This is a genomic window from Thioalkalivibrio sp. ALM2T (assembly GCF_000381505.1).
In the GTDB taxonomy this organism is placed as follows: Bacteria; Pseudomonadota; Gammaproteobacteria; order Ectothiorhodospirales; family Ectothiorhodospiraceae; genus Thioalkalivibrio; species Thioalkalivibrio versutus.
On the sequence record NZ_KB906563.1, the window covers coordinates 1 to 16,994 of the forward strand.

A 16,994-nucleotide genomic window follows, 5' to 3' on the forward strand; every position below is an offset into this window, starting at 1 on the left:
GTTCGGGAACACTTTGGGCTTGACCTTGCCCGCCTCCAGATCCCGGACCCACATGCAGTCGAGCTTGTTCTTGCTCACATCAATGCCAATATGCGCCATCTCGTCCTCTCGCCTTGTCCGTACAGCCTCACCCGTCCCTCACGGGGGGCATTGGATACCGTTCAAACTTCGAGATGAAAAAGGACTCGGGGGCCCATCTACGAAACAGGTTCGTGACCTCAGGATGCGTTCGGGTTACCCCGAGCCCGGTACGGTTCATGGTAGCGATCCGTGAACCGCAAGACACAAGGATGCGTTGAGCGCAGCGAAACGCATCATTTCAGCATTAGACGCCGCACCGAAGCGGGATGAAATACAGCCCCCCCGGGCCCTAGGCTAGTCCTCGAAGCGCGAGATATCGCGCACGGCGCCGTAGGCGGCCGAGGTGGTCATCAGGGCATAGGCACGCAGGGCCTGGGACACCTGGCGCTCGCGCGACTCGGGCTTCCAGGCCTTCGCGCCACGGGCCTCCATAGCCTCGCGCCGCGCCGCCAGCGTGGCGTCGTCGACGTCGATGCGGACCTCGCGACCGGGGATGTCGATCACGATGGTGTCGCCTTCCTCGATCAGGCCGATCGCACCACCCTGCGCCGCCTCCGGCGAGACGTGACCGATCGACAGCCCGGAGGTGCCGCCGGAGAAGCGCCCGTCGGTGACCAGCGCGCATTCCTTGCCCAGGCCCTTGGACTTGAGATACGACGTCGGATAGAGCATCTCCTGCATGCCCGGGCCGCCTTTGGGACCCTCGTAGCGGATGATCACCACGTCGCCCGCCTGGATCTGGTCACCAAGAATGGCCTCCACCGTCGCGTCCTGGCTCTCGAAGACACGGGCCGGGCCCGAGAATTTCAGGATGCTGTCGTCCACCCCGGCAGTCTTCACAATGCAGCCGTCCGGGGCCATGTTGCCGTAGAGCACGGCCAGGCCACCGTCCTGCGAATAGGCATGCTCGATGTCGCGGATGCAGCCGTTCTCGCGGTCGATGTCCAGGCTGTCCCAGGCCTTGTCCTGGCTGAACGCGACCTGAGTAGGCACGCCGCCCGGGGCGGCCTGGTAAAGCGTCTCGGCCTCGGCGGCGTGGCGCATCACGTCCCACTGTTCCAGGGCCTGGCCCATGGTGTCGGCGTGCACGGTGGGAATGTCGCGGTGAATAAGCCCGCCGCGGTCCAGCTCGGCGAGGATCCCGACCACGCCACCGGCGCGGTGGACATCTTCCATGTGGTAGAGCTGGGTGGCCGGGGCGACCTTGCACAGGTTCGGCACCTTGCGCGACAGACGATCGATGTCAGCCATGGTGAAGTCGACCTCGCCCTCGCGCGCGGCCGCCAGCAAGTGCAGCACGGTGTTGGTGGAGCCGCCCATCGCGATATCCAGGCTCATCGCGTTCTCGAACGCCTCGAAGGTGGCGATGGAACGCGGCAGCGCGGATGCATCGTCCTGCTCGTAGTAGCGCTTGGCCAGTTCGACCACGCGCCGGCCGGCCTGCTCGAACAGGCTCTTGCGCCCGGCGTGGGTGGCCAGCAACGAGCCGTTGCCCGGCAGCGACAGGCCCAGCGCCTCGGTCAGGCAGTTCATCGAATTGGCGGTGAACATGCCGGAGCAGGAGCCGCAGGTGGGGCAGGCGGAGCGCTCGATGGCCTCCACTTCTTCATCACTGGCACTGGAGTCGGCCGCCTTGACCATCGCGTCCACCAGGTCCAGGTGGATGACCTTGTCGCTGCCCGGGGCCTGCACCTTGCCGGCCTCCATCGGCCCGCCGGAGACGAACACCACCGGGATGTTCAGACGCATCGCGGCCATCAGCATGCCGGGGGTGATCTTGTCGCAGTTGGAGATGCAGACCAGGGCATCGGCGCAGTGTGCGTTGACCATGTACTCGACCGAGTCGGCGATGATCTCGCGCGAGGGCAGCGAATAGAGCATCCCGCCGTGACCCATCGCGATCCCGTCGTCCACCGCGATGGTGTTGAACTCCTTGGCCACGCCACCGGCCTTTTCCACCTCGCCGGCCACCAGCTGGCCCAGGTCCTTCAGATGCACGTGCCCGGGCACGAACTGGGTGAAGGAGTTGGCAATGGCGATGATCGGCTTGCCGAAGTCGCCATCCTTCATGCCGGTGGCGCGCCACAGGGCGCGGGCACCCGCCATATTGCGGCCGTGGGTGGTGGTGCGGGAACGATAGGCGGGCATGTATATTCTCGTGAACGATTACGGTGAACGTAGATCGTACATAATGAGTCGTACAAACCCCAGTACCCCGGAGCACCTGCAATGAAAATCGAAGTCGAGAACATCAAGTGTGGCGGCTGCGCCAGCTCCATCCGCAAGGGCCTGCTGCAGGTCGAGGGTGTCACCGACGCCGAGGTGGACGTGGAAGGCGGTGCGGTTGATATCGAGGCGCCCGACAGCGCCCGCGAGGCGGTCGCCGCCAAGCTCGCCAGCATGGGTTACCCCGAGGTCGGTTCGGTCTCTGGCCTGCGCTCCGCCAGCGCCAAGGCCAAGTCGTTCGCCAGCTGCGCCGTGGGGCGCATGAGCGGCGAATAAGCTTGATAAATACGTCGCGGGGGCGCGCGCAGCCCGGCCTCGTCGGGCTGGTGCTGCTGTTCGTCCTGGGCACGGGGCTGGCGCAGGCCGAAAGCGGGCTGCCCACCGCCGAACTGCAACTCGGCGAACAAGCCCTGACGATCGAGGTCGCCGCGACCGACCGTAGCCGCCGGATCGGGCTGATGCACCGCGACCACCTGCCTGCCGACCACGGCATGCTGTTCATCTGGCCACGACCGGCGCACTACGGCATGTGGATGCAAAACACCCGCATCCCGCTGGACGTGGCCTTCATCGATGCAGACTTCACCATTACCAACATCGCCAGCATGACGCCCCACTCCACCCGCATACACGAGGCGAAACGGCCGGTGCGCTACGCCCTGGAGGTCAATGCCGGGTGGTTCAAGGAGCACGGCATCGCGCCCGGCGCCTCCGTCCCGGACCTCGAGCGCCTCGTGGCGAGACCGACTAGGGAAACACTGATCCCACGTGTACATTGATCCGTGATTCCCTAGACTGTCTGCCCAAGGACATCATCAGGAAACGGACACGCCCGTGACCGCCACATCCAACCCAGCCGCCCGCAATCACGCGCCCTCGCGCCGCGCCCCACAGCCCGGGGAGCTCGCCTGGTTCCGGGATGCGGTGCCGTACATCGCCGCCCACCGCGGGCGCACCATGGTGATCGCGCTCGCAGGCGAGGCCGCCCAGGCGCCGGAATTTCCGGCACTGATGCGCGATATCGCCAAGCTCAATGCCCTGGGTATCCGGGTCGTTCTAGTCTACGGGGCGCGCCCGCAAATCGAGGCACGGATGAGCGAGCGCGGACTGACCCCGGCCTACGCCAACGGGTTGCGCGTAACGGATGGCGCAGCGCTGGAAGCCGTGCTGGATGCGGTCGGTCGGCTGCGCCTGCAGATCGAGGGCCTGCTCTCGCGCAGTCTCGGCCAGCCGGGTACCGGCAACGCACGCCTGCGCGTGGCCAGTGGCAACTTCGTCACCGCACGGCCATTGGGCGTGCGCGACGGCGTGGACTTCCACTACACCGGCGAGGTGCGCGGGGTGGACACCACCGCCCTCGCGGCCCTGCTGGACCGCGAGCAGGTGGCCCTGGTCTCCCCACTCGGGTACTCGCCCACCGGCGAGGTGTTCAACCTCTCCGGCGAGGACGTCGCCACCCAGGTGGCGATCGCGCTGAACGCCGACAAGCTGATCTTTCTCACCGAAGCCGGGGTGTTGCGCGACCCCGAACACGGCGTGCTGGACCAACTCACCGTGCCGGCTGCGCAGGAGCTGCTGGAGACCGCCACCGACCTGCCGCAGGAACTGGCCAACCACCTGAAGAGCGCGATCGACGCCTGTCGCCAGCGCGAGATCCGGGTGCACCTGATCGACCGGCACAACGACGGCGGGCTCCTGACCGAGCTGTTCACCCGTCTGGGAATCGGCACACTGGTCTCGCGCGAGCCACTGGAACGGCTGCGCCCGGCCACGCTCGACGATGTGGGCGGCATCCATGCACTACTGGAACCGCTGGAGGCCGAGGGCATCCTGGTGCATCGTGCGCGGGAGCACCTGGAACTGGAGATCGACCGCTTCCAGGTGCTGGAGGCCGACGGCCTGATCATCGGGACCGCCGCGCTCTACCCGTTCGAGGCGGATGCCGCGGAGATCGCCTGCCTGGCCCTGCACGCGGATTACCGCGGGAGCGGCCGCGGCGACCGTTTGCTGCAGGCGATGGAACACCTGGCGCAGGAACAGGGAATCCGGCGGGTATTCGTGCTCACCACGCGCACCGCCCAGTGGTTCCAGGAACGCGGTTACACGCCAGGCAAGGTGGACGATCTGCCGGTCAGCCGGCAGACCCGTTACAACCAGGCACGCAACTCGCGGGTATTCACCCGCACCCTGACCGGCGAGTAAACCCGCGACCAGGAAGACACTATTCGTAGCGGGCCTCGTCGCGCTCGTGGGCCTCCTGGGCAACCACGCTTAGGGTAGCAATCGGGCGCGCCTCCAGCCGGGCGATGCCGATTGGCTCGCCGGTCTCCTCGCAATAGCCGTATTCGCCCTGCTCGATGCGCGCCAGCGCCGCGTCAATCTTGTTCAGGAGCTTGCGGTACCGATCCCGGGTACGCAGCTCCAGGCCGGCATCGGTCTCGTGGCTGGCGCGGTCATTCGGGTCCGGCTCCTGCCAGCTCTCGATGCGCAGGTGCTCCAGAGTCTGTTCCGATTCCTCGATCAGCTCGGCACGCCAGGCCTCGAGCTTGGCGCGAAAGTAGTCCAGTTGACGCGGATTCATGTAGGGTTCGTCCTCGGACGGACGGTACCCGGAATCCGGGCGGGTCTTGGCTTCTTGGCTCATCTTGGACCCCTCGCCAGGCCCCTTCTCGCCCCATGCGGGAAGGCCCCGGCGCATTGCACGGTACACCCGATCGAGTATAGGGCAATAACCCTGCCGGGCGGCAAACACGAAAGCGCGCCCGAACGCACACAACCGGCACCATACGGAAAACGATACCGGCCCCATGCAGCACATCGTTCAGATCAGCGACACCCACCTCGGCCGGGAGCCGGGCCCCATTCGACCGGGTTATCCCGACAGCGACCGCCAGCTCGCCCGCGTGCTCGAGGCCCTGCGCCGAAACGAGGCCCGGCCGGACCTGCTATGGCTCACGGGCGACCTGGCCGAAGACCCGGATCCGGCGGCCTACACGCGACTCCTCGCAATGCTCGACGAACACGTGAAAGGCTGGCCGCTCGCCGGCCTGGCGGGCAACCACGATGACTGGTCCCTGCTGCACCGCGCCTTCACGGGCGCCGGACATGCCCTGGACGGCCACCGACTGCTCGGCGACTGGCTGCTGGTCGGGATCAATTCTGCGGTTGCGGGGCAGGCGTCCGGGCGCATCGAGCCGGCCGAGTTGTCGCGCCTGGATCAAGTACTGACCGCACACCCCGATCACTGGGGCATGGTCGCCGTTCACCACCCGGTCGTGCCCGTCGGCAGCGCATGGATGGACCGGATCGGCCTGACCAACGCCGATGACCTGTTCGCGGTCCTGGATCGCCACCCGCGCGTACGCGCCTGCCTTTTCGGCCACATCCATCAGGATTTCCGCGCCGAGCGCCAGGGCGTCGAACTGCTGGGCTGCCCCTCCACCTGCGTCCAGTTCGCCCCCGGCTCCGAACAGTTCGCGCTGGATACCAAACACGCCGGCTACCGCATTCTGGCACTGCATGCCGATGGCCGCATCGACACCCGCGTCGAGCGTCTATCCGGCGAATTTCCCGAGGCCCGCGCATGATCCCGGACGATCGCCGCAGCAAGCAGCTCCAGGCCTGGCTGAAGGACCAGCCGGGCAGGTTTACCGACCTGGCACTCCTGCGCGCAGATGCCAGTTTTCGGCGCTATTTTCGCCTGTGCCGCGACGACCAACCGGTGGTGCTGATGGATGCGCCACCCGAGCGCGAGGCCACCGAACCGTTCGTGGAGATCGCGCGACTGCTGGAATCGCTGGGGCTGCGCCCGCCGCGCATCCTTGCGCACGATCCAGCCACCGGTTTCGTGCTGCTCGAGGACCTCGGCGACCGAACCTTCACCCGGGCCCTCGCCGAGGGGGCCGCGGAAGGCCCGTTGTACGACCGCGCCATCGACACCCTGATCCAGCTGCATCGCGCCTGGCCAGCGCAGGCCGCGAAGACCCCGGACCTCCCCGCCTACGATTCCCAGCGCCTGCTGGACGAGGCCGCGCTGTTTGCCGACTGGTACTGGCCGGAACAACACGGCACCCCGATGAGCGCGTCCCTGCGCAACGGATTTCTCGCAGCCTGGCGGGAGGCGCTGGAAGGCCTGCCCATCCTGCCCGGGACACTGGTGCTACGCGACTTCCACGTGGACAACCTGATGCTGCCACCCGGCGAGGATAGCGATTGTGCCGTCCTGGATTTCCAGGATGCCGTGCTCGGCAGCCCCGCCTACGATGTCGTCTCGCTGCTGGAAGACGCCCGGCGCGAGGTGTCGCCCGCTACCGTGGAGCGAGCATTGGAGCGTTATGCCGCGGGAACGGCCTGGGACCCCGAGGTCTTCATGCAGCACTACCGCGTGCTCGGTGTCCAGCGCACCACCAAAATCCTCGGGATCTTCGTGCGCCTGGCGCGCCGGGACACCAAACCGCGCTATCTGGAACACCTGCCGCGCCTGCATCGACTCCTGGCGCAGGGGCTGTCACAGCCGGCGCTGGCGCCGGTCGCCGACTGGTTCCACACCCACATGCCCGAACGGATGCGGGAGGATTAAGCCATGCGCGCAATGATCCTGGCCGCCGGGCGCGGCGAACGCATGCGCCCGTTGACCGACCACTGCCCCAAGCCGCTGCTGCCGGTCGGTGGCCGGCCGTTGATCGGCTACACACTGGATCATCTGGCGACCGCCGGGTATCGCGAGGTGGTCATCAACCTCGCGCACCTGGGCGAACAGATCCGCACCACCCTGGGTGAACGCCAGTCGGGCCTCGCCATTCGCTACTCACCGGAGCCCGAGGGTGCCCTGGAGACCGCCGGCGGGATCCGCCAGGCCCTTCCCCTCCTGGGGGAGGAGCCGTTTCTGGTGGTCAATGGCGATGTCTGGTGCGACCACCCGCTGACACCCCCGACGACGATGAACACAGCCACCGACCGACCGCTCGCGCACCTCGTACTGGTCGCCAACCCCGACCATCACACGCAGGGCGATTTCGCCCTGGACGGGGAGCGGGTGGCCCTGGCGGGGAACGAGTTGCTGACCTTCAGCGGCATCGGCTGGTACGACCCGGCGCTGTTTCGTGATCTGCCACCGGGGCGCCGGGCCCTCGGCCCCTTGCTGCGTCAAGCCATCGAGGCCGGCCGGGTGACCGGCGAACACTACTCCGGTGCCTGGCGCGACATCGGCACACCGGAGCGCCTGGCGGCGCTGGACACCGAGCTTGAGGGGCGCTAATCACCCAACGCAGGGTGGGTGCGGCCGGCCCGGTCAGGGCTTGATGTAGGTGTAACCGGAGCGTTGCAGGCGGGTCAGTTCCACGATGCCACTGGGAACCACGTCCCTGTCCGACACCTCATGCAGATCGCTGCGTTCGAGCCCGCGCGATTCCAGCGAGTTGCCACACACCAAAAAGCGCACATCCTGCAGCTTAAGGGTGTTCACGGTACTGCGCAGGTCCGGATCGGTACGGGCGTGCTGCAGCAGACTGATGCCGCTGCCATGAGTCAACACCTTGATCCTGAGCGAAACATCATCGGGGCTACCGTCGATGTGATTCTGCAGGTTGCGCAGGGCGTTCAGGTGGAGCCCCGGGTCATCGGTGTTGATGTGATAGACCACCCGCAGCGGCTCTTCGGCCGCCGGCGCCTTGGCGACGGCAGCCATCAATACAGCAGTCGCGCCGCCCGCCGCCAGCATCAACAAGAGCGCCCCGGCCAGAAACCAGCCGGGGCGCAGCACTTGTGGGTCGACTTGCATCGAGACTCCGGCCGCGCCGAATCAGACCTTGATGTAGATCCAGCCTTCCGCCTGACGGCGGGCCGCCTCGGCGACGCCGGAATCAATCAGTTCAGCCTGTGGCAGGATATCCACCTTCTGGCCTTCCTCGCGCGCCAGGCGGTTGAGGGTCTGGGCGCAGGCGGTAAAGCGCAGCGTGGGGTACGCCTCCGCCATACTCGCGACGCGTTCCGGATAGGGTGCGCTGTCGGTTCGCAGCATGCCCATGGCGTTGTTGTGCACCACCACCTGCACGTTCAGGTCGCGCCCGACCGTGGCGGCCTCGCGGTACATGCTCTCGATATCGTCCAGCAACTCGTCCACCGCGCGGGTATCCGCCTCGTTGATGTGCAGCAGAATCTGATCGGTTTCGGTAGCCGAAAACACCTGCTGCGGGGCCGCGGCCCCGCCGGGCGCGTTATCGCTGGCAGCCATTTGCGCCAGGGCCCCGGACTCCTGGCCGGCCGCAGCAGCATGGTCGCCCCCGAAGAAACCGGCATCGCGAGTGATCTCGTATCCACCCAGCGAGCCCACGACCAGCGCGAGCACCCCGGCCGCCACCGACGGGAACCAGGCCGAACGTCCACCGCGGGATAACCGGCAACGGCCACCGGTGGTGCCGGCCGCGCGCCCGGCCGGGACGTCTTCGTAGGCCATGTTCACCAGCTCCTTGAGCTGGTGCATGTCGCAGACTTCGCGACTCAGATGCTCACTGGAGGCGATCGTCTTCAGCGTAAACAGACGATCCTCCGGAGAGAACTCGCCGTCCACGAAGGCATTGAGAATCTCCTCGCTGGGTCGATTCTTTGCACTCAGTCGTTCATTCGACATGCCGATTCCTCACTACCTTGAGAAAGGGTGTATCGGCCGCTGTCCCCGTGTCGGCCTGCTGCTCCAGCAGCACCTTCTTTAATTGCGCCCGAGCCCGGCTCAGGCGACTCATCACAGTGCCGATCGGTACGTCCAGCACCTCCGAGACCTCGGAGTAGGCAAAACCCTCCAGGTCCACCAGCGCGACCACCTGACGGTGATCGGTACTCAGTTCGGCCATCGCCCGGTGGACATCCGCGACCATGCGATTGCGCTCGGTCTGTTGCTCCGGGCAGTCCTCGCAGGACAGCTCCATGCTGTCCACATCCACCGTGTCCTTCTGCCGCCGGCCCCAGTCGCGGTAACAGTTGGTCATGATGCGGAACACCCAGGCCTTCAGGGCATTCTCGTCCTGCAACGACTTCAGCCGGGTCAGGGCCTTCATCATTGCCTCCTGCACCAGGTCATCCGCCAGCGCGGCGTCGTGACACCACGCGAATGCCATGCGGTACATCTGTGGCCGCAGGTCGCACACCTTCTGACGCAGCCTGCGCTGCGCGAACCAGGTCGCCATGTTGTCGATTCCTCCATCCGCAGGCCGTACATGCGGCCTTGCTTGTTCTTGTACCCTGTAGGACGCTACGGGGCGCGAGGCTATTCCGGCCCCTCCACCGCAGACGCCGCACATCCCAGGCTTCGTCGATCAGGATACCCAATGCCATTCGATCCGCAACAACTGGAGCGCGCTTTCGCCTTTGACCCCGATACCGTGCGGGATCTGCGCGAACGCTGGGCGCGCCTGATCACCGATGCCGTCTGGGGCGAGCTCAAGACCGGCACCATCGGCGCCGTCCCGCGCCTGCGCAAGCGCCTGCTGGAACTGGGCGAGAACCTGCGCTCCATGCTGTCGGACCGCGCCTGGATCCCGCACGAGCGCGAACGCGTCAAGGGTGCGATGGCCGCCAGCCTCAACCTGCGTGACAGCCTGCAGCAGACCGACCGGGCCGCCAAGCTGCTCAACGGCGGGGCCGACTTCGAAGCCTTCGAGGCTGACTATCTCGCCTTCCGCAAGAGCCTGCTGGCCTTCATCGAGCAACACGAACAGATCTGGGGCGATCTTCTGGAGAGCCTCTATGACGACGCACCGGACGACGACCGGGACGAGGACTAACCCTTGGGCCGCGAGATCCGCGAGGAACACTTCGGCGCGGCAGACTTTGACCGCTTCCACCAGGCCCTCGCGGACGAGACCGCCCAGCTGCTGGACTGGCTGCGCACGCAACCGCCCGAGGACCCCGCCCCACCCCCGCGGCTGGGCTTCGAGATCGAAGCCTGGCTATGCGACACCCAGGGGCGACCGCTACCGGTCAATGACGCCTTCCTCGCCGCGATGGACAGCCCGCTGGCCACCCTTGAACTGGCGCAGTTCAATGTCGAACTGAACAGCGGCGTCTTCCGCACCGGTCCCGGCTGCTTCAGCGCGATCCTCGACGAGTTGAACGAGACCCTGCGCCGGGCGCGCCGGGCGGCCCGCCACGCCGGCGCGGAACTGCTGATGGCCGGCAGCCTGCCCACCCTGGAACCGGACGACCTCGGGATCCACCACATGTCGCAGCAGGCCCGCTACCGGGCCCTGAACAGCGCGATCCTGGAACAACGCGCCCAGCGCCCGCTGCAGGTGGACATCGTCGGTCACGAGCACCTCCAGCACCGCCATGCGGACGTGATGCTGGAGGCGGCGGCGACCTCCTTCCAGGTGCATATCGAGACCCGCCCCGAGGTCGCCCACCGCGCTTACAACGCCTCGCTGGTCGCCGCGGCACCGGTGCTGGCCGCCGCCGGCAATACGCCCTACATCTTCGGCCACGACCTCTGGGCCGAGAGCCGCATCCCATTGTTCGAGCAATCGGTGGAGGTCGGCGGGTTCGCCAACTCGGCGCGTGGCCCGATCCGCCGCGTGACCTTCGGTACCGGCTATCTGCACACATCCATCGGCGAGTTGTTCACCGAGAACCTCGAGCACTTTCCGGTGCTGTTGCCAGTGGCCCTCGACGAGCCGGCCGCTCAACTGGCCCACCTCGCCTTCCACAACGGCACCATCTGGCGCTGGAACCGGCCGATCGTGGGCTGCGACGCGGATGGCCGACGCAGTCTACGCCTGGAGTTTCGCTGCCTGCCGGCCGGCCCGTCGCTGATCGACATGCTGGCCAACACCGCTTTCGCCCTGGGCCTGATCGAGTACCTGGTGGCCGAATCGCCCAATGGAACGCTGGAGACCCCGTTTTCCGAGGCCCGCGACAACTTCTACAATGCCGCCCGCTACGGGCTGGATGCGCGCCTGCGCTGGGGCCATCGCGACCCCGTCCCGGCGCCACGCCTGATCACGCGGGAGCTGCTCCCCCGGGCGGCCGAAGGTCTGGAGCGCCTGGGCATCGACCGCAGCGAACGCGACAATCTGCTTGGCATCATCGCCGCGCGCGTCGCCAACCGCCAGACCGGAACGCACTGGCAACGCGACTGGGTCGCGCGCCACGGCCGCGACTGGCCGGGCCTGGTCCACGCCTACCGCGGCTGGCAGAACACCGGCGCGCCGGTTCACACTTGGGGACTTTGAGGAAACCCGTGACTCTTTCGATCAACGAATACTTCGAACTACCCGACGGCTTCCTCGAGGCCACGCCCGCCACCCTGCACCAGTGCGTGCCCGGGCCGGCGCTGATCCACCTGGAGGGCCAGCGCGAACCCGCGGTGGCCGTGGTCCTGCTGCTGCACGGAAACGAGCCGGTGGGCCTGCACGCGGTGCAGCAACTCCTGCGCCACTACACCGGGCGCCCGCTGCCGCGTGCGCTGACCCTGGTCGTGGGCAACCCGCAGGCCGCAGCGCTCAATCAGCGCCACCTGGACGACCAGCCGGACTTCAACCGCATCTGGCCGGGGACCGAGCAGGGCGGCTCGCGCGAGGCCGACGTCTTCGCCGAACTCTGCCAGCGCCTGGAGGGACGCGGCCTGTTCGCCGCAATCGACCTGCACAACAACACCGGGCGCAACCCCCACTACGCCTGCATCAATCACCTGGATGCGCCGTTCCTGAATCTGGCCGCGCTGTTTGGGCGCACGGTGGTCTACTTCACCCGGCCGCGCGGCGTGGCCTCCATGGCCCTGGCGCGTATCGCACCGGCCGTGACCGTGGAGTGCGGCCACCCCGAGGACGCGGCCGGCGTGGACCACGCATGCGAGATGATCGATGCAGTGCTGCACCTGGACCACTTCGCCCAGGAGCCGCCGCGGACGGGCGCCATCGAGATCTTCCACACCGTGGCCCAGGTCCGGGTACGCCCCGGATTGCAGGTCGGACTGGAAGCGCAGCACGATATCCGTCTGGAGCCCGACCTGGATGGCCTGAATTTCCAGCTACTCCCCGCTGGCTCGCGCCTGGTGAACGCCCACGCGGATACCCAGGACCCGCTGATTGCGATCGCGGAGGACGGTTCGGATGTGACCGGGGAGTACCTGGAACGGACCGGTCAGGAGATCCGCCTGAAGCGCCAGGCGATGCCGTCCATGCTCACGCTGGACACCCGCGTGATCGCCCAGGACTGCCTGTGCTACCTGATGGAGCCGCTGACGCTCTGATGCCGCCGCGGGTCGCGACGGATTCGAATCCGGCTCAGGCGTCGCGTTCGACGCGCTCGAGGACCTGGGCGACGTGATCGCCCTTGCGGTAATTCGGGAGGTCGCGCTGCATGTCCGCCAGCGCCTTCTCGCGCGCCGGCTCGCTGTCATACCAGCGATAGGATTCCCAGTCCGCCCCCAGCAGGTGCGGCATGGAAAGGGTGCTGCCTTCCGGCAGGCGAATGCGGATTCCGTAACGTTTCATGGCGTTCATCCGAGGTTGGTCCCAGTGAGCCGGGCCGGCCGGCGCGCAGTCTAGCCGAGCCCCGAACAGGCGGCAATAAAGCCCTCCGGCGCGCCTATTGGCCCCGGCCGACCACAAAATCGAAATAGTGATCCGGAAAGGGCTCGTCCGCCAGGGTGAAATGCCACCACTCCTGCTCGTAGGGCTCGAAGCCCGCCTCTACCATCAGCCGCTGCAAAAGCATGCGGTTGGCCCGCTGCTGCGCAGAAACACCGTCATCCCCGGGCCAGGAGCGCGGACTGAACCGGTCAAAGCCGGTGCCCATCTCCAGTGCCTCGCCGGAACCGCGATCAATCAAGGTCAGATCGACCGTCGAGCCACGCGAGTGACTCGACCGGGCCGCGATATAGCCATGCTCGAACAACGCGTCCTTGGCGACACCCGGGTAATACTGCGCCTGCATCCGGGTATCGCCAAGATCCTCCGCCCAGCGCACGAAGTGCGCGACGGCCCGCTCCGGCCGATAACAGTCGAACACCTTGAGACCGAGCCCGAACGCCGCAAGACGTTCCTGCACCCGGGCGAGGGCATGGGCGGCCGGGTGCGTCAGGATGCAAACGGGGGCCTCGTAGCCATCAATCGGCTCGCCCACGAAGTTGTCGTCGCCAAAGTACCGGATCTCCTCGACCAGGTCCGTTACCACGTCACCCGCCGCAACAAACCCTGCCGGGCGCCCATCATCCGCGACCGTGGCCCCACTTGCCGCCATTGCGACCAGCAGCCCAAGCCCCGCCAGAATCGTCCGCTTGCTGCGCATAGCGCCCCCTTGCCCACGCCTTCGTCACTACCAGGATACGCAAAGCCAAAACCGGTAGCAGCGCCCAACACCAAAAAGGGCTGCCGGAAGGCAGCCCTTTTGGAGAATTCGGTGGTGGCTACGCCCTGATTCGAACAGGGGACCCCATCATTATGAGTGATGTGCTCTAACCAGCTGAGCTACGTAGCCACGCGGGCTGCGAATTCTCCGGAGGCCGGCGCATAAAGTCAAGCCAACGCGGCACCCGGCGGGGTTCAGATCTGCAGGCGGCCGACCACGCGGCCATTCTTGAGGTGTTCTTCCAGGATCTCGTCGATGTCGCGTTCGTCCTGGTAGGTGTACCAGACGCCCTCCGGGTAGACGACCGCGACCGGTCCCTCGTTGCAGCGGTCCAGGCAGCCGGCGGTGTTCACCCGCACCTGGCCCTTGCCGTGGATGCCCATGGCCTTGGCCTGGTTCTTGGCATAGGCGCGCATCTCGGTCGCCCCGTGGTCCTCGCAACAGTTGCCGTCCTCGCGGCAGTTGGTGCAGAAAAAGATATGGCGCTGGTAGTAGCCCATGGAAATCTCCGGTGATCCCTGCGACTCATGATAACGCTGCCACCGGCAAAACGACGGGTGGCAGCGTGCGCTGTCCGTACATTCAGCGGAAGCGGTAGACCAGGCTCACGTCCGTGATGGTGTCGGTATTCTCCACGCCGGGCTCGACGTCGGTGTTGTGCTTCACGGTAAAGCTGGTACGCAGGGACATCCGGCTGGTGACGTCCGCGGTCAGGGCGAGGATGTTCTCGATCTCGGTGTTGTCGCTACCGGTCAGGATCAGCAACTCGTCGGTGAGGCGGGCGTTGTCGCTAATCTCCCAGCGGAAGTTGCCGGCCAGGCGACCGACCGGTTCGCTGTCGGTCTCCCCGGTCGTGCGGATGCGCACCTGGCGCATACCGGCACCGATCTCGCCGTCCAGCTGCACCCGCTCGCCGTCGATCAAGCGACGACCATAACCAGCCGTGGCCGAACCCTGATAGTCATAGTTGCTAAAGCGGTCACGCTCGTAACGCAGCGCCCCGAACAAATAGTCGTGCTCGCCCAGCTTGCGGTCCGCCTGATAGCCGGCGATGTAGCGCTCGCCGGTGGTTTCGTCGTCTTCCTCGTGAAAGTACGCGTCCAGGCGGATGCGATTGCGCCAGTCAATGGCGGTGTGCTCGGCGCGGAAGCGGCCAGTGGCCGTGGTGGACTCGGTGTTCCCGGTGGTCTTGGAGGCCCCCAGCTCGATCGTCGATTGCCAGCCCTCGGCCTCCCAGGCCAGGGCCTGCGAGACTGGTATGCTCAGCAGGATGAGCGAGGCAAACGCGGACCCGACGGGCCGGAACGAACGCACGAGCATGGGAAACCTCCCGGAAGCGAATAAAGGCGAAACCCTAGCAAAGCCGCTGGGGGTATCGGACCAGCCCCTGAGATTCAGGGGACTTTCCGCCGCGGACCAGTGCGTGCACTGCGGCCTGTGCCTGCCGCATTGCCCGACCTACGGCTGGCACGGGGTCGAGGGCGACTCCCCGCGCGGGCGGCTGACCCTGATGCAGGGCCTGGCCCAGGGCCGGCTGGAGCCGGAATCCGAACGCCTGCGCAGCCATCTGGAAGGCTGCCTGGGTTGTCGCTCCTGCGAAGTGGTGTGCCCGGCGCGCGTGCCCTTCGGGGCGCTGATCGACCGCGCCCGCGAGATCCTGACCGAACACCCCACCACGCCGTCGCGCGGGGACCGCTGGCGCCAGACGCTACAACATCAGGCCCTGCTGCACCCAACCCTGCGCAGTCTCGGGGGGCTGGCGGCGCGCACTGGCGCCCGCCTGGGTGTAGACCGCCTGCTGCCACGCGGCGGCTGGGAACGCAGTCTCGCCCACACCCGCGACTCCCTGGCACCCGCCCCCCGACTGCACGCGACCGCGAGCCCGGAGACGGCCGATGCCCTGCTGTTCACCGGCTGCATGGACCGCTTCTTCACCGGCCCCGATCTCGAAGCCGCTCTGGCGGTCCTCGACGCGCTCGGCGTGCGCGTGGCCATCCCGCAGGGCCAGGTCTGCTGCGGGGCGCTGGACCAGCACACCGGCCACCGCACGGCGGCGCAGGCGCTGCGGGCGCGGAATGGCGAGGCCTTTGGCACCCGCGAGGTACCGGTGATCGCGCTGGACAGCGGTTGCGAGGCCACGCTGCGCGAATACCCCGAGGGCTCGCTGGCGGCGCGCAGCCAGAGCCTCACCCGGTTTCTGGCACAGTGGCTGGACGCCAACACCAACGGAGATATCTGGGACGGCACACCGATACGCATCGCGCTGCACCGGCCCTGCACCCTGCGCAACGTCACCCGCGAGGCCCGCGAGCTGCCCGCGCTCCTGGAACGCCTGCCCGGGGTCACGCTAGCGCCGGTCACCGACGCGCCAAACTGTTGCGGCGCCGGCGGCACCGCGATGCTGACGCAGCCGGCCATGGCCGACGACCTGGGCACCGAGACCCTGCAGGCCCTGACCGCCGACGCCCCGGACGCGATCATCAGCCCCAATGTCGGTTGCAGCGTGCACCTGCGGGCGCTGGCAAGCGAACAATCGGGGCTACCGGAAATCCTGTCACCCGCGCGCTTTCTGGCCCGGCGTCTGAAAAACCACACTCACCACTCCGCCGGGCGCTGATCCCTGCCCGCGCTTGCGGTACCCTTGAGGGGTACACCACGACGCCCCAACCGGACCGGAACCATGCGCCGACTCTCCCCGCTGGACCACCTGATCAACCAGGCCGATGCCTTCGTGAAGGTCGTCTCCGGACAGGCCCGCTCCACCGGCCGGCCATCCCCCGGCGGGGATGACATCGGGCCGCACCTGGAGGATCACGAGCGCGATCTGTCCACCCGCCTGATGCGGGTCAATCATGCCGGCGAGGTCGCCGCGCAGGGGCTATACCAGGGCCAGATGCTGACCGCCCGCAACCCGGAGATCCGCGGCCATCTGGACCAGGCCTCGCGCGAAGAGGGCGACCACCTGCACTGGTGCGCACGGCGGGTGCACGACCTGGGCGGCCGTACCAGCCTGCTGGGGCCGTTCTGGTACATGGGCTCGTTCGGGATGGGCGCACTCGCCGGACTGACCGGCGATGCCTACAGCCTGGGCTTTATCGACGAGACCGAGCGCCAGGTGGAACGCCACCTGGACCGCCATCTGGAGCGCCTGCCGGCACAGGACGAGGTCTCCGCACGCATCCTGGCGCAGATGAAGCAGGACGAGGTGGAACACGGTGCGCACGCGATGGCACTGGGCGGCAAGGCGCCCCCGTGGCCGGTGCGCAACCTCCTGATGCCGCTGACGTCCAGCGTGATGACGCGCACCGCCTACTGGATCTGACTGACCCGCGACGCGGGAAGCCAGG

20 protein-coding genes, 1 tRNA gene and 1 pseudogene are annotated in these 16,994 nt (G+C 67.2%); 11 read left to right on the forward strand and 11 right to left on the reverse strand.

The window, feature by feature from the left end; genetic code table 11:
* Positions 1-99 (reverse strand): annotated as a pseudogene (locus F816_RS15070) (IS110 family transposase); the annotation flags it as partial.
* Positions 100-375: 276 nt separating this feature from the next.
* Positions 376-2,229 carry a dihydroxy-acid dehydratase gene (ilvD, locus tag F816_RS0108935; RefSeq protein WP_019594449.1) on the reverse strand — a complete coding sequence of 618 codons (1,854 nt, stop codon included), beginning with the start codon at positions 2,227-2,229 and terminating at the stop codon, positions 376-378.
* An 81-nt stretch (positions 2,230-2,310) separates the two neighbouring features.
* On the opposite strand from ilvD, the gene F816_RS0108940 reads away from it, so the two are divergent.
* The 3 genes from F816_RS0108940 to argA are packed head-to-tail and all read left to right on the forward strand — an operon-like array spanning position 2,311 to position 4,509.
* Positions 2,311-2,583, forward strand: a complete 273-nt coding sequence (locus tag F816_RS0108940; protein ID WP_018145194.1) for a heavy-metal-associated domain-containing protein — start codon at positions 2,311-2,313, stop codon at positions 2,581-2,583.
* A 2-nt stretch (positions 2,584-2,585) separates the two neighbouring features.
* Entirely contained in the window at positions 2,586-3,086 is a 501-nt protein-coding gene (locus tag F816_RS14120) for a DUF192 domain-containing protein (protein WP_019594450.1), read from the forward strand.
* Positions 3,087-3,141: 55 nt separating this feature from the next.
* Positions 3,142-4,509 (forward strand): amino-acid N-acetyltransferase, encoded by a 1,368-nt coding sequence (gene argA, locus F816_RS0108950; protein ID WP_019594451.1) that lies wholly within the window; start codon positions 3,142-3,144, stop codon positions 4,507-4,509.
* A gap of 19 nt (positions 4,510-4,528) precedes the next feature.
* Here the strand turns inward: argA and dksA are convergent, their stop codons facing one another.
* Entirely contained in the window at positions 4,529-4,951 is a 423-nt protein-coding gene (gene dksA / locus F816_RS0108955) for an RNA polymerase-binding protein DksA (protein ID WP_019594452.1), read from the reverse strand.
* 163 nt (positions 4,952-5,114) lie between these two features.
* On the opposite strand from dksA, the gene F816_RS0108960 reads away from it, so the two are divergent.
* From F816_RS0108960 to murU, 3 genes are read left to right on the forward strand one after another with little or no spacing between them, the layout of a single operon-like run.
* Positions 5,115-5,894, forward strand: coding sequence for a metallophosphoesterase (locus tag F816_RS0108960; RefSeq protein ID WP_019594453.1), 780 nt, complete (start codon positions 5,115-5,117; stop codon positions 5,892-5,894).
* Complete coding sequence (locus F816_RS0108965) at positions 5,891-6,886, forward strand: aminoglycoside phosphotransferase family protein (protein WP_019594454.1); 996 nt, start codon at positions 5,891-5,893, stop codon at positions 6,884-6,886. Before F816_RS0108960 ends, F816_RS0108965 begins: the two co-directional genes overlap by 4 nt.
* A 3-nt stretch (positions 6,887-6,889) precedes the next feature.
* Entirely contained in the window at positions 6,890-7,564 is a 675-nt protein-coding gene (gene murU / locus F816_RS0108970) for an N-acetylmuramate alpha-1-phosphate uridylyltransferase MurU (RefSeq protein ID WP_019594455.1), read from the forward strand.
* Between the two features lie 33 nt (positions 7,565-7,597).
* Here murU and F816_RS0108975 read toward each other — a convergent pair whose 3' ends face one another.
* From F816_RS0108975 to F816_RS0108985, 3 genes are read right to left on the reverse strand one after another with little or no spacing between them, the layout of a single operon-like run.
* Positions 7,598-8,086: a DsrE family protein gene (locus F816_RS0108975; protein ID WP_019594456.1), complete on the reverse strand. Its 489-nt coding sequence runs from the start codon at positions 8,084-8,086 to the stop codon at positions 7,598-7,600.
* Positions 8,087-8,107: 21 nt separating this feature from the next.
* Positions 8,108-8,935, reverse strand: a complete 828-nt coding sequence (locus tag F816_RS0108980) for a hypothetical protein (protein WP_019594457.1) — start codon at positions 8,933-8,935, stop codon at positions 8,108-8,110.
* Complete coding sequence (locus F816_RS0108985; RefSeq protein ID WP_019594458.1) at positions 8,925-9,488, reverse strand: RNA polymerase sigma factor; 564 nt, start codon at positions 9,486-9,488, stop codon at positions 8,925-8,927. The genes F816_RS0108980 and F816_RS0108985 overlap by 11 nt, the downstream gene beginning before the upstream one ends.
* Positions 9,489-9,629: 141 nt before the next feature.
* Here F816_RS0108985 and F816_RS0108990 point away from each other — a divergent pair, with 141 nt between their 5' ends.
* The 3 genes from F816_RS0108990 to F816_RS0109000 are packed head-to-tail and all read left to right on the forward strand — an operon-like array spanning position 9,630 to position 12,547.
* The gene (locus tag F816_RS0108990) at positions 9,630-10,085 is read left to right on the forward strand and encodes a hypothetical protein (RefSeq protein ID WP_019594459.1); all 456 of its coding nucleotides are present in this window, start codon (positions 9,630-9,632) and stop codon (positions 10,083-10,085) included.
* Positions 10,086-10,088: 3 nt separating this feature from the next.
* A complete protein-coding gene (locus F816_RS0108995; RefSeq protein ID WP_019594460.1) occupies positions 10,089-11,528 on the forward strand; it encodes a glutamate-cysteine ligase family protein in 1,440 nt (479 codons plus the stop codon).
* 8 nt (positions 11,529-11,536) lie between these two features.
* Complete coding sequence (locus F816_RS0109000; protein ID WP_019594461.1) at positions 11,537-12,547, forward strand: M14 family metallopeptidase; 1,011 nt, start codon at positions 11,537-11,539, stop codon at positions 12,545-12,547.
* Positions 12,548-12,581: 34 nt separating this feature from the next.
* Here F816_RS0109000 and F816_RS0109005 read toward each other — a convergent pair whose 3' ends face one another.
* From F816_RS0109005 to F816_RS0109025, 5 genes are all read right to left on the reverse strand, one after another.
* Positions 12,582-12,791 carry a hypothetical protein gene (locus F816_RS0109005; protein WP_019594462.1) on the reverse strand — a complete coding sequence of 70 codons (210 nt, stop codon included), beginning with the start codon at positions 12,789-12,791 and terminating at the stop codon, positions 12,582-12,584.
* Between the two features lie 94 nt (positions 12,792-12,885).
* Positions 12,886-13,587 carry a M15 family metallopeptidase gene (locus F816_RS0109010; protein ID WP_019594463.1) on the reverse strand — a complete coding sequence of 234 codons (702 nt, stop codon included), beginning with the start codon at positions 13,585-13,587 and terminating at the stop codon, positions 12,886-12,888.
* 112 nt (positions 13,588-13,699) lie between these two features.
* Positions 13,700-13,776, reverse strand: a tRNA-Met gene (locus F816_RS0109015).
* Positions 13,777-13,841: 65 nt separating this feature from the next.
* The gene (locus F816_RS0109020) at positions 13,842-14,147 is read right to left on the reverse strand and encodes a ferredoxin (RefSeq protein WP_019594464.1); all 306 of its coding nucleotides are present in this window, start codon (positions 14,145-14,147) and stop codon (positions 13,842-13,844) included.
* An 82-nt stretch (positions 14,148-14,229) separates the two neighbouring features.
* Complete coding sequence (locus tag F816_RS0109025) at positions 14,230-14,967, reverse strand: YdiY family protein (RefSeq protein ID WP_019594465.1); 738 nt, start codon at positions 14,965-14,967, stop codon at positions 14,230-14,232.
* 103 nt (positions 14,968-15,070) lie between these two features.
* Between F816_RS0109025 and F816_RS0109030 the strand changes: the two genes are divergently transcribed.
* Both F816_RS0109030 and coq7 read left to right on the forward strand, forming a co-directional pair.
* Positions 15,071-16,264 carry a (Fe-S)-binding protein gene (locus tag F816_RS0109030; RefSeq protein WP_019594466.1) on the forward strand — a complete coding sequence of 398 codons (1,194 nt, stop codon included), beginning with the start codon at positions 15,071-15,073 and terminating at the stop codon, positions 16,262-16,264.
* A 63-nt stretch (positions 16,265-16,327) separates the two neighbouring features.
* Positions 16,328-16,969, forward strand: coding sequence for a 2-polyprenyl-3-methyl-6-methoxy-1,4-benzoquinone monooxygenase (gene coq7 / locus F816_RS0109035; RefSeq protein WP_019594467.1), 642 nt, complete (start codon positions 16,328-16,330; stop codon positions 16,967-16,969).
* Positions 16,970-16,994: the final 25 nt, after the last annotated feature.

Bases quoted from the DNA above. Each gene is read 5' to 3' on its own strand.
- ilvD (WP_019594449.1), bottom strand. From the start codon at position 2,229: ATGCCCGCCTATCGTTCCCGCACCACCACCCACGGCCGCAATATGGCG.
- F816_RS0108990 (WP_019594459.1), top strand. From the start codon at position 9,630: ATGCCATTCGATCCGCAACAACTGGAGCGCGCTTTCGCCTTTGACCCC.
- dksA (WP_019594452.1), bottom strand. From the start codon at position 4,951: ATGAGCCAAGAAGCCAAGACCCGCCCGGATTCCGGGTACCGTCCGTCC.
- F816_RS0109010 (WP_019594463.1), bottom strand. From the start codon at position 13,587: ATGCGCAGCAAGCGGACGATTCTGGCGGGGCTTGGGCTGCTGGTCGCA.
- F816_RS0108965 (WP_019594454.1), top strand. From the start codon at position 5,891: ATGATCCCGGACGATCGCCGCAGCAAGCAGCTCCAGGCCTGGCTGAAG.
- F816_RS0109025 (WP_019594465.1), bottom strand. From the start codon at position 14,967: ATGCTCGTGCGTTCGTTCCGGCCCGTCGGGTCCGCGTTTGCCTCGCTC.
- F816_RS0108940 (WP_018145194.1), top strand. From the start codon at position 2,311: ATGAAAATCGAAGTCGAGAACATCAAGTGTGGCGGCTGCGCCAGCTCC.
- F816_RS0108985 (WP_019594458.1), bottom strand. From the start codon at position 9,488: ATGGCGACCTGGTTCGCGCAGCGCAGGCTGCGTCAGAAGGTGTGCGAC.
- F816_RS0108975 (WP_019594456.1), bottom strand. From the start codon at position 8,086: ATGCAAGTCGACCCACAAGTGCTGCGCCCCGGCTGGTTTCTGGCCGGG.
- F816_RS0109020 (WP_019594464.1), bottom strand. From the start codon at position 14,147: ATGGGCTACTACCAGCGCCATATCTTTTTCTGCACCAACTGCCGCGAG.
- murU (WP_019594455.1), top strand. From the start codon at position 6,890: ATGCGCGCAATGATCCTGGCCGCCGGGCGCGGCGAACGCATGCGCCCG.
- F816_RS0108980 (WP_019594457.1), bottom strand. From the start codon at position 8,935: ATGTCGAATGAACGACTGAGTGCAAAGAATCGACCCAGCGAGGAGATT.
- F816_RS0109005 (WP_019594462.1), bottom strand. From the start codon at position 12,791: ATGAAACGTTACGGAATCCGCATTCGCCTGCCGGAAGGCAGCACCCTT.
- F816_RS0108960 (WP_019594453.1), top strand. From the start codon at position 5,115: ATGCAGCACATCGTTCAGATCAGCGACACCCACCTCGGCCGGGAGCCG.
- coq7 (WP_019594467.1), top strand. From the start codon at position 16,328: ATGCGCCGACTCTCCCCGCTGGACCACCTGATCAACCAGGCCGATGCC.